At 40.3% G+C, this 15,043-nt stretch carries 12 protein-coding genes; 7 read left to right on the forward strand and 5 right to left on the reverse strand.

Going from position 1 to position 15,043, the window contains the following annotated elements; all coding sequences use genetic code 11:
- Positions 1–25: 25 nt before the first annotated feature.
- The gene (locus RMY00_RS02890) at positions 26–1,684 is read left to right on the forward strand and encodes a glycosyltransferase family 39 protein (protein ID WP_322646135.1); all 1,659 of its coding nucleotides are present in this window, start codon (positions 26–28) and stop codon (positions 1,682–1,684) included.
- Between the two features lie 40 nt (positions 1,685–1,724).
- Here the strand turns inward: RMY00_RS02890 and RMY00_RS02895 are convergent, their stop codons facing one another.
- Positions 1,725–3,389, reverse strand: coding sequence for a hypothetical protein (locus RMY00_RS02895; RefSeq protein ID WP_322646136.1), 1,665 nt, complete (start codon positions 3,387–3,389; stop codon positions 1,725–1,727).
- A 504-nt stretch (positions 3,390–3,893) separates the two neighbouring features.
- Here RMY00_RS02895 and RMY00_RS02900 point away from each other — a divergent pair.
- The 5 genes from RMY00_RS02900 to RMY00_RS02920 all read left to right on the forward strand — a co-directional run bounded on the left by RMY00_RS02900 (position 3,894) and on the right by RMY00_RS02920 (position 9,847).
- Positions 3,894–4,361 (forward strand): MarR family transcriptional regulator, encoded by a 468-nt coding sequence (locus tag RMY00_RS02900; protein WP_322646137.1) that lies wholly within the window; start codon positions 3,894–3,896, stop codon positions 4,359–4,361.
- A 162-nt stretch (positions 4,362–4,523) separates the two neighbouring features.
- Positions 4,524–6,002 (forward strand): HlyD family secretion protein, encoded by a 1,479-nt coding sequence (locus RMY00_RS02905; protein ID WP_322646138.1) that lies wholly within the window; start codon positions 4,524–4,526, stop codon positions 6,000–6,002.
- A 292-nt stretch (positions 6,003–6,294) separates the two neighbouring features.
- Positions 6,295–7,554: an MFS transporter gene (locus RMY00_RS02910; RefSeq protein WP_322646139.1), complete on the forward strand. Its 1,260-nt coding sequence runs from the start codon at positions 6,295–6,297 to the stop codon at positions 7,552–7,554.
- Positions 7,555–7,648: 94 nt separating this feature from the next.
- Positions 7,649–9,229 carry a DHA2 family efflux MFS transporter permease subunit gene (locus RMY00_RS02915; protein WP_322646140.1) on the forward strand — a complete coding sequence of 527 codons (1,581 nt, stop codon included), beginning with the start codon at positions 7,649–7,651 and terminating at the stop codon, positions 9,227–9,229.
- A gap of 48 nt (positions 9,230–9,277) precedes the next feature.
- Complete coding sequence (locus RMY00_RS02920) at positions 9,278–9,847, forward strand: Uma2 family endonuclease (RefSeq protein WP_322646141.1); 570 nt, start codon at positions 9,278–9,280, stop codon at positions 9,845–9,847.
- Positions 9,848–9,955: 108 nt separating this feature from the next.
- Here the strand turns inward: RMY00_RS02920 and mnmE are convergent, their stop codons facing one another.
- Positions 9,956–11,377 (reverse strand): tRNA uridine-5-carboxymethylaminomethyl(34) synthesis GTPase MnmE, encoded by a 1,422-nt coding sequence (gene mnmE / locus RMY00_RS02925; protein WP_322646142.1) that lies wholly within the window; start codon positions 11,375–11,377, stop codon positions 9,956–9,958.
- A 349-nt stretch (positions 11,378–11,726) separates the two neighbouring features.
- Between mnmE and RMY00_RS02930 the strand changes: the two genes are divergently transcribed.
- On the forward strand, positions 11,727–11,927 hold the full coding sequence (locus RMY00_RS02930; RefSeq protein WP_322646143.1) for a hypothetical protein: 201 nt from the start codon (positions 11,727–11,729) through the stop codon (positions 11,925–11,927).
- A gap of 38 nt (positions 11,928–11,965) precedes the next feature.
- On the opposite strand, the gene RMY00_RS02935 is transcribed toward RMY00_RS02930, so the two are convergent.
- The 3 genes from RMY00_RS02935 to RMY00_RS02945 all read right to left on the reverse strand — a co-directional run bounded on the left by RMY00_RS02935 (position 11,966) and on the right by RMY00_RS02945 (position 14,949).
- Positions 11,966–12,664, reverse strand: coding sequence for a Uma2 family endonuclease (locus RMY00_RS02935; protein WP_322646144.1), 699 nt, complete (start codon positions 12,662–12,664; stop codon positions 11,966–11,968).
- 56 nt (positions 12,665–12,720) lie between these two features.
- Positions 12,721–13,221 (reverse strand): GNAT family N-acetyltransferase, encoded by a 501-nt coding sequence (locus RMY00_RS02940; protein ID WP_322646145.1) that lies wholly within the window; start codon positions 13,219–13,221, stop codon positions 12,721–12,723.
- A gap of 105 nt (positions 13,222–13,326) precedes the next feature.
- A complete protein-coding gene (locus RMY00_RS02945; protein ID WP_322646146.1) occupies positions 13,327–14,949 on the reverse strand; it encodes a mucoidy inhibitor MuiA family protein in 1,623 nt (540 codons plus the stop codon).
- Positions 14,950–15,043: the final 94 nt, after the last annotated feature.

Genomic DNA, 15,043 nt, shown 5'->3' on the forward strand with positions numbered 1-15,043 from the left:
AGCAGCATTCAATTTTATTAATTCAATGTTATATAAATTACATATTTTGCGGCATATTTGGCAACAAACGCGCCTATTGGGATTATTACCATATTTGAGCTTGTTACTTTGGATACTTCCCTTATTATTATTTACTTCTGGGCACAATAGCCTGATGGCACATGATGAAGCGCTTTACGCTTCGCGTGCGCGTTTGATGTTTGATTCTGGTAATTGGATAACTCCTTGGGAAAAAGCACATCATAAAACTCCTGGCCCTTATTGGATAATTGCCAGTTTCTACAAGCTGTTTGGAATGAGTGATACTAGTGCGCGTCTTCCTAGTATGATTGCTAGCATTTTTAGTTTATGGCTGGTGTATGAAATCGGCAAAATTATGCTAGGCAAAAAATTAGGTTGGCTAGCTGCGGCAATTTTAAGTGTGGAGTTTTTCTGGCTGCAATACTCTCGCTTAAGTACACCTGATATACCGATGGTTTTATTAGTACTTTTAGCGATTTTGTCTTTAATAAAAGCGGAATTATATCTTCAATATCGCTATTTTTGGAGTTTTATAGCTGGTTTAAGTTTAGGTTTAGGCTTCTTAGTCAGAAGCTTTATGATTTTTTTGCCAATTATAGCTTTATTCCCTTATTTAATTTGGGAACATCGCCGTCATCATCATCTTACTAACCCATTTTTGTATTTAGGCTTTTTTGTAGGTTTAATCCCTACCTGTGTTTGGCTGTGGTTAAGTTGGCTGCACTACGGAAATCAAAGTTTTGAAGAGTTGCTCAAGTTTGTTGTGCAGCTAGGTTCTGAAAATAATTATAGAAATGATCGGCTGTTTTATTTATGGAATATTCTTTTAAAAGCATTTCCTTGGCCTTTTTTCGGACTTTTAGGTTTATTTCTTACTTTCCGTCATCCTATTAATCGTTATCAGTTAATATTAGTTGGCTTTCCACTTGTCCTATTTTTTGAACTTAGCCTTTTTAGTACTCGTCTTCCTCACTATAGTCTTTGCCTTTATCCGTTTGTAGCTTTGCTTGCATCTGTGGGTTTAAATTGGTTAGGTAGTATTTACGAAACAGGAATTACCCCGCAATTACCTCTTGAAAAAGGTAAAAGAAATATATTAAGCCTTTTTGCAAAAAAGAATTTTCCTCGAAATCTCAGTTATGGCTTTGGTGGGTTCGGTGTTCTACTTGTAATAGTCAGTATTGGTGTTCTTAATTGGGGTAGTTTTGACATCCGCAAGTATGCATCTATTGGCTTGGCTATGGGTTTGGGTTGGTTAATTTTACCTGTGGTGTGGATTAGTCGTTACCACTTTGGCAAGAAGTTTCTCACAGCGCGTTATTGGATTGCAGGCTGGTTAATTCCTTGTTGGTTAGCTTTGGCGATGACTGGTAGCATAGGGCTTTTAAGTGATTATAACCCTGTTTTAAGAAGTTTTTTACAACAAGGTGCGATCGCTCCAATTCTTAAATCTCATCCTACCTACTATGTGGAAATAGACCCAAAAACCCAAGTATTGCTTAATTTCTATCTTTCTATTCACCCTCAACAAGTAGCATCTTTTTCCCAAATACCAGCTTTGAGCTATGCTTGGATATATGCTGACCAGTCCCCTAATTTATCTCGACCTCACCGCATTCTGGGTACAGTCAAAGAGTACCAGTTAATTCAAGTTCTTCCCTAAGACAGATGGAAAAACCTTTAATTGTAATTGGGTATTTTGTTCAAGTCTTCGTCACTACTTTGATACATTCTGTTTTGAGAAGAACTAAATTATCAGTCTCAAAAACAGCGCAAGAGTTCATTAATGTCGCTAAAACAGGTAAAGCTTTCTGTAAATTTGCGTTGGCTTGTTGTGCTGCTGGCTGATATTGTTGTAGCCAAGTGTTTTTAGTTATATATTCTGGAAGGAATGCAGAACGTTCTAATAACCAAAAAGTTACATGATATTTTTGGATAAAGTCTTTAACCTGATTAATATCTTCAGTATATTGAGCATTAATAAGGTCAATCATCCGCTTACGAAATTGAGCGTAATATTTGGTATGGAAAGGTAAAGCATATTCTTTACCCACTAAAATTGTTCTTTGGGCAAATAGAGGTATGTTATCTGCTTCTTCAGAAGTAGAGGCTATGACAATATTTTGCGGTTGCTTTTGCAAAAAATTATATAATGTTGGAACTTGACCTTGTACATAAAGGGTTTTAGGAAAAACTTTTAAGCTGAAGCTGCTAGGGTACAAAATGAGTCCTGCACCAAGGATTATAATAGTTCCCAAGATGAGGATTTGTTTCTCATTTTCTCGTGCCCATCGAAATGTAGCATCTAGAATCAAGATAATAGAAATTGCTGTTGCAATAGCAAGTACCATCCTAAAAGTATGATGGGTGTAGCGGCTAGGCCAGTGCAGTTTAAAAGCTAAGGCATGGGCAGTAAAAAACATTATTGAACTAGCTATTACTGCCTGTAGTAATAGTTTTACTTCATTATTTACTTCTTTAGTTAGAGGAAAGTTAGACTTAAATTTTAAGATTATTGGTAATAATAAACCTAATAATAATTGAGGAGGTGCAATTAAAGCAATAAATCCGCTATCTCTACCAAAAAACCAATAATTAATAATATTATGACTAAAATAGCTAACTCTTCCTCCAGGCCAGTAATCCGGCATAGTTCTGGCAACAGCAGCAGTAATTGGCGGGCCAAATTGTGATGATTGAATGGCATAAGGTAAAATTACAATTCCAGTAACTATAATGGCTGCTGCAAATAAAATAAAATCTTTTCGGTTTTGAGAGATAGTTATCTGCCCATTTTGCCAGCGAAATAATCTTAGGGCTAAAATTAATAAATCCACAAAACCTATTAAAGGGTACATTAAACATTGGAGTGCAAGTACAATTAAGATACCTAACCCAGAAGCTCGTATTGAATAATATAGAAAAGCTAAAAATAGAGGATAAATAAAATCTCTAGGAGTAGCAGAAAATAGGTCATCATGCATACAAAGACTTTGATTTAAAAGTAAGGATGCGATAAACCCCACCATTGGAACTGGTAGTATCTGCATAGAGACTGCAAAGCAATAGCTAGTAGTAATTAGCCCTACTACTATTGGAAAAATTTTGCTAAAAAAAGTTAGATTGATGCCTAAAGCTGCAATTATCTTATAAAGAATCCCATATCCAATTGGTGTCACTGACTGAAAATAATCCGCGATTAAATCCCCAGGAAATAAATTTGGATTAAAGTAACGATACATCCAAGAAATATATTCCCGTGCATCGTCGCTAACTATATATTTACTGCTGAAAGCTTTTTGCAGCCCCATAAGAATATAGCCGACAGCAAAAGTTAGACTTAGACTGTACCAAAAAAGGATAGTCAATTTAGATTTATTTGGTCTGCTTTTTTGAGTAATAGGCGTTATGAAAAATTTTTGTAATTGTGGAATTAGCATTATGCACGCCCATGTCTCAATGAATTGCGTTAATTAAGAAAATCAAAAGCTTTTTTCAATTTTTATGATTGTACAATATTCAAGTATTGAGGAGTCATTTCTAGTTAATAATTCTAGTAGCACTCTGTTTTCTAAGCACAACAAATGTATTCAGGACTATTCAGGTAATAAAAATTACTAAAAATTTCTCTTTGCTCCCCTGCTCATTTCACGATGATTTCACTTTTTCGCGTTGCTCCCAAATGCCTCTTTTGAGCTATGATTTGGATATAGGGTAAGCAGTCTCCTAAATTATCTCGACCTTACTGCATTATTGGCACTGTCAAAGAGTATCAGTTGAATGGATTTATTCCCTAAGACAGATGTCAAGCACTATTGCTAAAAGAACAAGTTTAGTTATAATAATAGTACGCATACTAAGTATTTTGCTAAATGGTTTCTACATCTAATCACTCCCCACCTTTAGATTCGTGGCAGCAAAATCTGGCACCATACAATTTGGGCTACAGAATCAAATTAGTCTCGCAACTCCTCAGTCGCAAGTTTACAGATAAACTAGAACCTTTTGGACTTACGCCATTTCACTGGCTAGTGTTGTGCTGTTTATGGCAAGAAGATGGTTTACCGACTTCTAGTATTGGGGACAAACTCAAACAAGTAGGAGGGACTTTAACAGGCGTACTCGATCGCATGGAAGAACGCGGCTTGGTGCGTCGAGAACGCGACACTTACGATCGCCGCATCTGGCGAATCTGGCTAACGGATGCAGGTAAGGAACTAGAAGCTGTTTTACCCCCAATCGCCGCAGCAGTGCGTGATGAAGCGATGGATGGTATTTCTTTTGCTGACCGAGAACTATTTTCCCAAATATTGAACCGGGCGATCGCTAACCTCTCCTAAAGATGATCCCATAATCACCCGACCGGGGGAGGTGCTGTAAAGATTTGTTTTGAGATAATAATACGCATACTAAGGAAATAAAAATTTTTTTCTGGAAATACTACGCATTCTAAATAAAAGCCTATCAATCAAATTACTGCAAGAAGAAACAAGTTAACAATCATGAAAACTAATACTTTTAACGGACGCAACGGACACAAAACCCCAGTTATCGAAAAACAATTGATTCCTGATTCCGAGACTTTAGAAACTGTCACCATAAAAACATCCACAACAGCAGAAGCACCTGTTGTAACACCTGAGATAGAGAAAGAAAAAGAAAAAGCAACTCCACCGAAGCGGAAAAGACCGAATAATTTAATTTTGGCAGCATTAGGTGTGGGTGCGATCGCCGCAGGTGGTTTTGGTTATCACTATTGGCAATATGCCTCCACCCATCAGGAAACAGACAACGCTACCGTTGCTGGAAACATCCACCAAGTTAGCAGCCGCATTCCGGGAACTGTAAGTGAAGTGCTGGTGGATGATAACCAACTGGTGCAACCAGGACAATTATTGGTGAAGTTAGATCCACGAGACTATCAAAGTCAGGTACAACAAGCACAAGCCGCCCTAGAAAATGCTCGTGGACAGGCGCAAGCTGCCCAAGCAAATATTGCTTTAAGTTCACAAACCACTACGGGTAAGACAACTCAAGCACAGGGTGATGTTAGCAGTGCGGTAGCAGCAATTTCTACAGCACAAGCAGCAGTACAAGAAGCCCAAGCTGGTATTCCTGCCGCCCAAGCAGCAGTACAAGAAGCCCAAGCTGGTATTCCTGCCGCCCAAGCCCAAGTAGCGCAAACAAATGCGAATTTGGAAAAAGCCCAAGCAGATTACAATCGTTACAACGAATTGTATAAAACAGGTGCGATTCCTCGCCAACAGCTAGATACAGCCAAGGCAGCTTATAATGTGGCTACCGCACAGAAAAACGCCGCGATTCAGGGAGTACAACAAGCCCAAGCCAAGTTAGCCTCTGCCAAAGTTGGTGTAGCTCAAGCCCAGTCTCAATTAGCACAGGCGCAAGAGAATGTTACCAACGCCCAAGCTAAATTGGCAGCATCTAAGGGAGGATTGCAACAAGCTACCGCAGGTGGACAAGATACCACAGTGAAACGTAGCCAATATGAAGCGGCAAAAGCGGCGATCGCACAATCGGAAGCATCGCTCAAAAACGCACAATTGCAACTATCTTATGTTAATATTACCGCTCCTAGTGCCGGACGAGTTGGTAGAAAAACTGCGGAAGTTGGCAACCGAGTCCAAGCAGGAACACCATTAATGGCGATCGTGGATAACAACTATTGGGTAGTTGCGAACTTCAAAGAAACTCAATTAGAAAAGATGCGCCCAGGAGAACCAGTAGAAATCAAGCTGGATACTTTTCCTCATCATACCTTTACTGGTCATGTTGACAGTATTTCCCCAGCTTCCGGCGCTCAGTTTGCCTTATTACCACCGGATAACGCTACAGGTAACTTTACCAAAGTTGTGCAGCGCATTCCAGTAAAAGTAGTTTTCGATCAAAAGAGCATTCAAGGGTACGAATCACGGATTACTCCGGGGATGTCTGCGGAAGTTGCTGTGGAAGTCAAGTAATATCATGTCCACTAAATTACCCATAATAGTCGAATTACTCCCCTTAATCCCCCCTTATAAAGGGGGGAAACAAGAAAATAAATCTAGTTCCCTCCCCTTTATAAGGGGAGGGTTAGGGTGGGGTTCTTGGGGTTTAGTAAATAATCAACCGGATATCATTAATACTAAAATTGCCTGTAAACAGATAAAAACCTCTTTCTACCTATGAAATTTTCATACATCTAAAGACAGGCGTATAGAGATGAGGTGAGATGATATTTATAAAAGCAGATTGGTATAAAGTAAGCCTTACATGAAAAAATCGCTACTACCTGCTTTAAGGTCAAGAAACTATCAACTATTTTTTGCCGGACAAGGTATTTCCCTAATTGGGACGTGGATGACGCAACTTGCCACAATTTGGCTAGTTTATGATTTGACAAACTCCCCATTAATGTTAGGAGTTGTAGGATTTTCGAGTCAAATTCCTAGCTTTTTTTTAGCTCCCTTTGGCGGAGTATTTGTAGATCGCTTTTCTCGGTATCGTACTTTAATTAGTACACAAGTCTTGGCGATGATTCAATCGTTAACATTAGCAGCACTGGCGCTGACTGGTGTGATTCAGGTATGGCACATCATTGCCTTGAGTTTATTTCAAGGACTTATTAACGCTTTAGATGCACCAGCCCGCCAAGCATTTGTGCCAGAATTGGTTGAACGTAGAGAAGATTTAGGCAATGCGATCGCTATCAACTCCACGATGATCAACGGTGCTAGATTAATTGGCCCTGCGATCGGAGGTTTACTAATTGCCAGGGTTGGAACTGCTTATTGTTTTTTATTTGATGGTTTGAGCTACATTGCTGTAATCGCCGCTTTATTGGCAATGAAAGTTAAACCTTGGAAAAATGTAGTAACTGACGGTAATCCCTTACAAAAAGTCAAGGAGGGATTTGTATATGCCTTTAGCTTTCCACCGATTCGAGCAATCTTATTGCTATCAGCTTTAGTCAGCCTCATGGGGCTGCAAAACACTATTTTAGTACCAGTTATTGCAGAACAAGTTCTCAAAGGTGGTGCAGAAAGTTTGGGTTTTTTGATGGCGGCTTCTGGAGTTGGAGCCTTAACTGGTGGTATTTATTTGACTACGCGCCAAACAATCTTAGGGATTGGTAAATTGATTGCTTTAGCACCAGCAATTTTAGGAATTGGTCTAATTGCCTTTTCATTGTCTCGATTTTTGCCACTCTCTTTATTTACAATGTTGTTTGTTGGCTTAGGTACAATTCTCCAAATTGCTGCTAGCAACACCTTTTTACAAACAATTGTTGAAGATGACAAACGTGGGCGATTGATGAGCTTATACACAATGTCATTTTTGGGGATGATTCCCGTGGGTAATTTATTGGGAGGCTTTGTAGCCAGTCATATCGGCGCTCCTAACACTTTAATAATTGATGGTATAGTTTGTATTTTAGGGTCGATCATTTTTAGCAGAGAGTTACCTGCTTTAAGGAAAATGATGCGTCCAATCTATGAGGAAAAGGGTATTATCAAAGCTCAGAAAGTTTAAATAGAAATCATATTTTATTCTCGCTGTGCAGAGATAAGGATAAAATGTAATTAAGAGATTTTTTACAACTTAAGTTTGAAACAGGAACAACCCTATGGCTAATACAGGTGTAATTCGTCAGCAAGCACCACCAGAGAGTGTACCGCTAAGAACCTGGATTGGTGTATTAGCCAGTATGCTTGGTGCATTTATGGCGGTATTGGATATTCAAATAACTAATGCTTCCCTGCAAGATATTCAAGCAAGTTTAGGAGCAACCCTAGAAGAAGGTTCTTGGATTTCTACAGCGTATCTTGTAGCAGAAATTGTGGTAATTCCTTTAACAGGATGGTTATCACGAGTATTTTCTTTACGTCGTTATTTGGTAGTAAATACTGCACTATTTATTTTCTTTTCTATATGCTGTGCTTGGTCGTGGAATCTCAATTCCATGATTTTCTTTCGCGCCTTACAAGGTTTGAGCGGAGGAGTATTAATCCCCACCGCTATGACAGTTGTATTAACGACTTTACCCCAATCTAAGCAATCAGTTGGACTAGCTGCATTTGGGTTTAGTGCAGTTTTTGCACCTTCAATTGGCCCAACATTAGGAGGTTGGTTAACAGAAAACTTTGGTTGGGAATACAACTTTTATATAAATGTAATTCCTGGGGCATTAATGCTAGCTGGTGTTTGGTATGGAATTAAGCAAGAAAAACCCCAAATTAATTTACTGAAACAAGGTGATTGGTGGGGAATTATTGCGATGGCTATTGGGTTAGGTTCCCTGCAAGTTGTTTTAGAAGAAGGTAGCCGTAAGGATTGGTTTGGTTCAGCGTTGATTGTGCGCTTAAGTGTGATTGCGGTAATTTTTTTGGTGATATTTTTCTATATAGAATTAACTCGAAAGCAACCATTTATTGATTTACGGCTTTTGTCTAGACGTAATTTTGGTTTAGCCAGTGTTGTCAACGTCTCGTTAGGAGTAGGATTATATGGTTCAATTTATGTTTTACCGTTGTATCTTGCCCAAATTCAACAATACAATGCGCTACAAATTGGTGAAGTGTTAATTTGGGCTGGTATTCCTCAACTGTTTATTATTCCCCTCATACCCAAATTGATGCAACGCATTGATGTGCGGTTAATGGTAGCTGTTGGTGTGACTTTGTTTTCCATCAGTGCATTTATGAACTCTGGGATGACTAATGAAACAGGATTAGATCAGTTACGGTGGTCGCAAATTGTGCGTGCAATGGGACAACCTTTAATTATGGTACCGCTTAGTTCTATTGCCACTGCTGGATTAAGTCCGAAAGAAGCAGGTTCGGCAAGTGGTTTATTTAATATGATGCGGAATATGGGCGGTTCTATCGGAATTGCATCTTTAGCCACATTGTTAACTAATAGAGAGCAATTTCACTCGAATAGATTGGGTGATGGAATATCTTTATATAACCCAGAAACTCAACAGCGAATTGATCAAATGACGCAGTATTTTGTCAGTAAAGGAGCAGATTTAAGTACAGCACAAAATCAGGCGATCGCAGCCATATCTAATATAGTCCGCCGGGAAGCATTTGTGCTGGCTTTTAACGATTGTTTCTATTTTATTGGTATTGCCTTATTATTCAGTGGACTTGCTATTTTATTCCTTAAAAAGGTTAAACCCACTGGTGGCGCTGTTGCTCATTAAATTTGTTTACTAGGTTACAATGTCTGATAAAACTACTAAGGTACTAAAATGGTCGTTAGCCAAAGTGAGTACTATATCTCCCCAGAAGAATATCTAGAAGGCGAGAAATTTAGTGAAATCAAACACGAGTATATTGATGGGCAAATCTACGTAATGGCAGGGGCAAGTGATGCCCATGTCACAGTAGTAGGAAACTTGTTTATCCTTCTACGAAACCATCTCCGGGGTAGTGGTTGCCGTGTCTACATGTTAGATATGAAAGCACAAATTGATGTCATAAATCGCTATTTCTATCCCGATGTGATGGTGACATGCGATCCACGAGATAGAGAATCTGAATATTTTAAGTCCCATCCTTGCTTAATTGTCGAAGTGCTTTCTGAATCAACAGAAGCGTATGACAGAGGTAAGAAATTTGCAAGTTATCGGCACTTAGAATCATTACAAGAATATGTGCTAATTTCACCAGACCGAATGAGTGTCGAATCCTTCCGCCGCAACGAAGAAGGACATTGGGTACTTTACCCTTATGAAAAAGAACAAGAAGTGCATTTAGCTACTATTGATTTTCGGTGTGCGATCGCAGAAATATATGAAGATGTAGTATTAGTACCCTAATTTAACATATAGAGGTCAATGTTAAAAGTATGGTTGTTCAAGAGAAATAGTCAAAAATTGGTTAGAAACCTTGAAACTATTGTTGTGAGCTAGTCTTTTATAGATAAATTACTTTCCAATACAAAATTTGCTAAAAATTTTATCTAAAACTGATTCTGTAACCTCTTCTCCGGTGATTTCTCCTAGTGCTTGAATCGCACCCCGTAAGTCAATTGTCCAGAAATCAAGAGGTAACTGCTGGGCAATTGTTGCTTGTACTTGTTCTAAAGAAATTTTCGCTTGAGTTAAGGCTGCTGCTTGCCTTTGATTGATAGCTAAATCCATATCAGCAGCTTGAACTTTTCCCGATTGAATTATATCTAAAATTGCTGTTTCTAAAGCATCAATACCTTGATTTTTGGATGCGGCTGTGGCAATTTTAGATTTTAGGCCGCAGCTTTGGTGCGCTTCCAGTGCAACTTGGATTTTGGATTGAATATTTTTGCTTTCGTCTTCTTCTAATAAATCGATTTTGTTAATAACTAGAATTAATGGACGGTGTTGCACCTGCTCATAAATTTCTTGATCGCCTTCCGTCCAACCGACTGAAGCATCAATGGTAAGCAAGACTAAATCAGCTGCATTGGCAGCCCGACGCGATCGCTCGACACCAATTTTTTCCACTTGGTCTGTTGTTTCCCGAATCCCTGCTGTATCAAGCACTTGTACGGGAATTCCCCCGACAACTAACTGAGATTCCACCACATCGCGGGTTGTACCAGGTAAGTCAGTTACAATGGCGCGATCGCTCTGGCTCCAAGCGTTCAATAAGCTTGACTTACCCACATTCGGACGCCCCACAATTGCCACTTTTAAACCTGTGCGTAGCAACTCACCTTTGTCTTTGGTTGCCAATAATCTAGTGATTTCTGCGGCAATTTTCTCAATTTCTGATATTATGACTTTATCATCCAACGGTGGCAAATCTTCCTCAAAATCAATTCGAGCTTCGATTTCTGCCAAAATATCTAAGCAGTTGGCGCGTAACTGCCGAATCGGATCAGCTAATTTTCCCTGCAAACCAGCTAAGGCAGTTTGGGCAGCTTGAGGTGATTTAGCTCCTACTAAATCAGCAATACCTTCGGCTTGAGTTAGATCCAATCGCCCATTCAAAAAGGCGCGGAGAGTAAATTCTCCAGGTTGGGCTAGTCTAGCGCCGTTTTCCAAACACAGTTGTAATACCTGCTGCACTGCCATAATTCCCCCGTGGCAATGGAATTCCACCACATCTTCACGGGTGTAAGAACGGGGTGCTTTCATAATCAACAACAGGGCTTCATCTACCAGTTGTTGCGTCTGGGGATGGCGAATGTAACCGTAAAGAATCCGATGACTTTCCCAAATTTGTCGCCCTGGTGCGTGAAAGAGAGTTTGGGCTAGAGCCATTGCTTGAGAACCGGACACCCGCACAATACCAACACTACCCTGCTGAGGGACAACAGCAGTGGCGATCGCAGCGATAGTTCCAGTAGTAGCAAAAACTTCTGACATGAGCGCCTTTCATAAGAGTGAGGAGAGACGCGATTAATGAGCCAGCGCGTTGCGGTGAATCCAGCGCTGTAGGCGGGTTTCCCGCCGTAGGCGACTGGTGAACCCGAAGGGGGGTTCCCCCCGTTGTAGCGACTGGCGTCGCGTCTGTACTTAAGAGTCAAAATCATAACTCATAACTGATAACTTTCTAAATGGTAAGTATTTAGACTAATGAGATGGCAAGTGCCAAGGTAAAATTTACCTGGAGAGTCATGCCTGATAGTAAAGAGTTAGGGGTAAATATTATAACTCCTGTACAGACGTGATCAATCGCGTCTCTGCTCATAACTTATAGAAAGAGGAATTTACTGTGGAGCAAAAAATTAACTGCGCTGTAGCCTGTGTTAACGGATGTGTTTTAGGGGATAAATGCCCCAATATCGAGTTTAGAGAGGCCGCTACAAAATTTATTGAAGATACTCCGCTAGATCAAATGTTGGAGTTGGCACAAGAACGGCTGCGTAAAAAAATGACGGAACCGCCAAAATGGGTTCTTCCTGAAGATATATAATATTAGCGGCAACAGGCACAAGCAAGATAGCGTAAAGATTAAATAGTATCTGGATCTATATTTAATTCTCGCAGTTTTGCCGCCAAGCGATCGCTGCGTTGCTTTTCTTGTTCAGCGCGTTGCTTTTCTTGTTCAGCCTGTTGTGCGACTTCTTCGGGTGTGGGAACCAGTTTTCCTTCAGGGGTGAAAAAGCGTAGCTTTTCTTGATAAATCCCTAAATATAAACCTAGCTGTTGACTCCACAAGCAGCCTTGAGGATTGGGTTCCAACGATTGATATTTACCATCAAGCAAATGATACCCTGAAAATTCTAAGGTTTCCGGGTCAAACCAGAAGTAATCTGGTGTGCGAAATATATCTTGGTAAATTTGTTTTTTTAAGCCTTTATCAGTGTCGCCTGTGCTATCCGAGATGATTTCTATAATTAGATTAGGATATTTGCCATCTTCCTCCCAGACAACCCAACTTTTACGGGGTTTGCGTTCAGTCCCCAGTACGACAAAAAAATCTGGCCCCCGGAAGTTTTCTGATTTGCGCTGGCGTGGACTGTAGTAAATAGTGAGATTACCCGATGCATAAAAGTCATTGCGATTTTGCCACAACCACTCCAAGCATTGGATGAGCAGTGTCATTTGTAGCCGATGCAAGTCAGTTTCCAAAGGCGGTTCGTCACTATATAAATCCCCTGGCGGATATATAACATCTTTTGGGACTTCAAAATCTTTGGTGACAGACATGATAAAGTGTCTCAGTGCTATAAGTTTAGCGTAGCAGCGAGGAGCGTAGACGCTATCTATAAAAACCGTTCGATGATAATCTCGTCCACATACGTTCCTTTGATTTTAGCCTGTCTTTGCGCCGTCCCAATTATGTGAAAACCACGTTGGAGATAGCTAGCTAACGCTCCTGCGTTATCGGCGCGAACGTAGGTTAATATCTTTTCGTATCCTTTGGTACGAGCAGTCTCAAAAGTAGCCTCGAATAGACTTTTACCAATACCTTGTCGTCGGTATAAGATATCTACGTATGTTCCGATAATTCCCACATGGTCAAAGGCATGTGTGAAAGTTGCAAATGGTTCCATACTTTGAAACCCAACAACCGCTCGATCTGGTAAGCGCACAGCGACATGAAACACCCCACGTTGAGGAAAATTTAAAATATACTCACGTTCGGCATCGACTGTGAGCGGCGTATCAAATGCGGTGTATACACCAGCTTCTATAATTGGGTTTAGAATGCCAACAATCGCTGCTGCATCATTAAGTCGCGCTTCTCGAACCAGCACATTCATTTTCGGTGTCTCCTAGAGGTGAGTGCTTTTGCTGGCAGTTATATTTAATAATATTTGTTTGCTTAATATCAGGAACACACTTGAACAATAACGCTAACCTTGACTCTAAATATCTAACCCAACAACCATTAACTCAGGCGGATGTTCAATAATAAATTGGTAATATACTTCTCGTCGCTCTTGGGGTGAAAGAGTTAATTGCCACTCTAAAAGCCCCATTTCACCAAGTTGAATTTGCGGATTACTGCGGCTCAGACGCACTTTGATTTGCTCGTTACGACTAACTGGTAATTGTTCAGTTAGTTTTAGATTTACTTCTTTCTCTAATAAGTTAGTAATGAATAACCGATAACTATAAGTAATCCGGCGCTGGTTGCCAATCAATCTTTTGTCTACCAGACGTTCAACCAAATCGCGCTCAATTTTAAAACCTTCATCAATCCCTAAGTTCAGTTTGAATTCTTGCCCTGGTGCAATATTTTCTAGTTGAGTTATCCCAATAAAAACATTGTCGCGGAAAATATTCGCTTTGCCTGGTAATAGAGTCGCACCGTTGGGATTATTTTTTACATTAGCTTGCAGATAAGCAAAACTTACTAAGCGTGGCATTGCCACATAATCGAAGCTACAAGGATAATCATCATTGAAAATTGTAGTTTTATGAGGTGCGCCGTCACTGGGAATGTTCCCGCCACCATTTAATTTAAAGGTAACTACACTCCCTTCTTTGGATACTTCTGCTGTAACGGTTTCTGCTGGAATGAAATTATCCTGTCCAACTTCGTCTTCTTCTTGCCAATCTGTGGCAGCAGGAGCAGGCGGTTCTGCTATAGGAGGTAGCAATGGTGGCTGGGCAGAAAATCGTCGTTGTCGTAACAGTTGTGGACGTGGAGCATCAATATACCAGGGTTCAAGTTTGGGTGGGAGTGTACCTAATCCCGGTTTCGCGGTAGAAAGGGTGAGATTTGCACCAATCCAATCTTCGCCGGTACTTTGAGTGATTTCTGCAAGGTAGCTCAAATGGACAATATCGCTGGTGGTGCTAAAGCGCAAGTCATATAGTGGAGTCCAACTGGCGCGATTCACCAAATATGATATTTCTAGCTCAAACTCGCCTTCACCTGCAACTTCAACTCCTACAACTAAGCTAAAACTTTCTTTAGGATGGGGTGTTTGGATTTTTTGCAATGAGGTGTGGAGTGCTTGGAGTTGTTTGTCTAATTCCTGCTGTTGAGTTTTGCACTCTCCAGATGCGATCGCATACTCACTATACTGGCTTCCGAGAAAGTTCAAAAAATCTAAAGTTTCACTAAGGCTGAGATTTTTTCGAGACAAACTCTGTGCAAAGGGTTCTTCTGTTTTTTCACGCAATCCGTCGATAAAACTAGACTGCAATGCTAAAGCATCCACTTGGGCTTGCAGGTGGCGTTTTTCTGCTTCTAACTGCTGAATTTGCCTTGTTAAATGTGCAATTTCCGCTACAGGTTCAGTGGTGTAGATGCGATCGCTACTTACTCCAAGCATTCGCACCCCTACCGTACCATTACCACTAACTCTGACAGACTCAGTTTCCATCTCTGGCACTGGAGTAATTACTAGTTCCTGTTCAATTCCTGTTAAATCAACTACACCCCGCCGTGTAACCAATGCTCTGTCAGCATACACGGTAACAGCTACAATCTCGCTTTGTACTGTTTTGCGCCAAGACGGTATTTCCGGGTTAACCACTGCCAGTTTTCCCCCATTTTTAATGATTCTGCTGGTTAATTGTCAATGCTTCCCGGTCTAGCCGTCAACCCCTTGAGGTAATTCGTAATTACAA

Source organism: Nostoc sp. ChiVER01, from assembly GCF_034531155.1.
Classification (GTDB): domain Bacteria; phylum Cyanobacteriota; class Cyanobacteriia; order Cyanobacteriales; family Nostocaceae; genus Nostoc.

Bases quoted from the DNA above. Each gene is read 5' to 3' on its own strand.
- RMY00_RS02890 (WP_322646135.1), top strand. From the start codon at position 26: ATGTTATATAAATTACATATTTTGCGGCATATTTGGCAACAAACGCGC.
- RMY00_RS02900 (WP_322646137.1), top strand. From the start codon at position 3,894: ATGGTTTCTACATCTAATCACTCCCCACCTTTAGATTCGTGGCAGCAA.
- RMY00_RS02905 (WP_322646138.1), top strand. From the start codon at position 4,524: ATGAAAACTAATACTTTTAACGGACGCAACGGACACAAAACCCCAGTT.
- RMY00_RS02910 (WP_322646139.1), top strand. From the start codon at position 6,295: ATGAAAAAATCGCTACTACCTGCTTTAAGGTCAAGAAACTATCAACTA.
- RMY00_RS02915 (WP_322646140.1), top strand. From the start codon at position 7,649: ATGGCTAATACAGGTGTAATTCGTCAGCAAGCACCACCAGAGAGTGTA.
- RMY00_RS02920 (WP_322646141.1), top strand. From the start codon at position 9,278: ATGGTCGTTAGCCAAAGTGAGTACTATATCTCCCCAGAAGAATATCTA.
- mnmE (WP_322646142.1), bottom strand. From the start codon at position 11,377: ATGTCAGAAGTTTTTGCTACTACTGGAACTATCGCTGCGATCGCCACT.
- RMY00_RS02935 (WP_322646144.1), bottom strand. From the start codon at position 12,664: ATGTCTGTCACCAAAGATTTTGAAGTCCCAAAAGATGTTATATATCCG.
- RMY00_RS02940 (WP_322646145.1), bottom strand. From the start codon at position 13,221: ATGAATGTGCTGGTTCGAGAAGCGCGACTTAATGATGCAGCAGCGATT.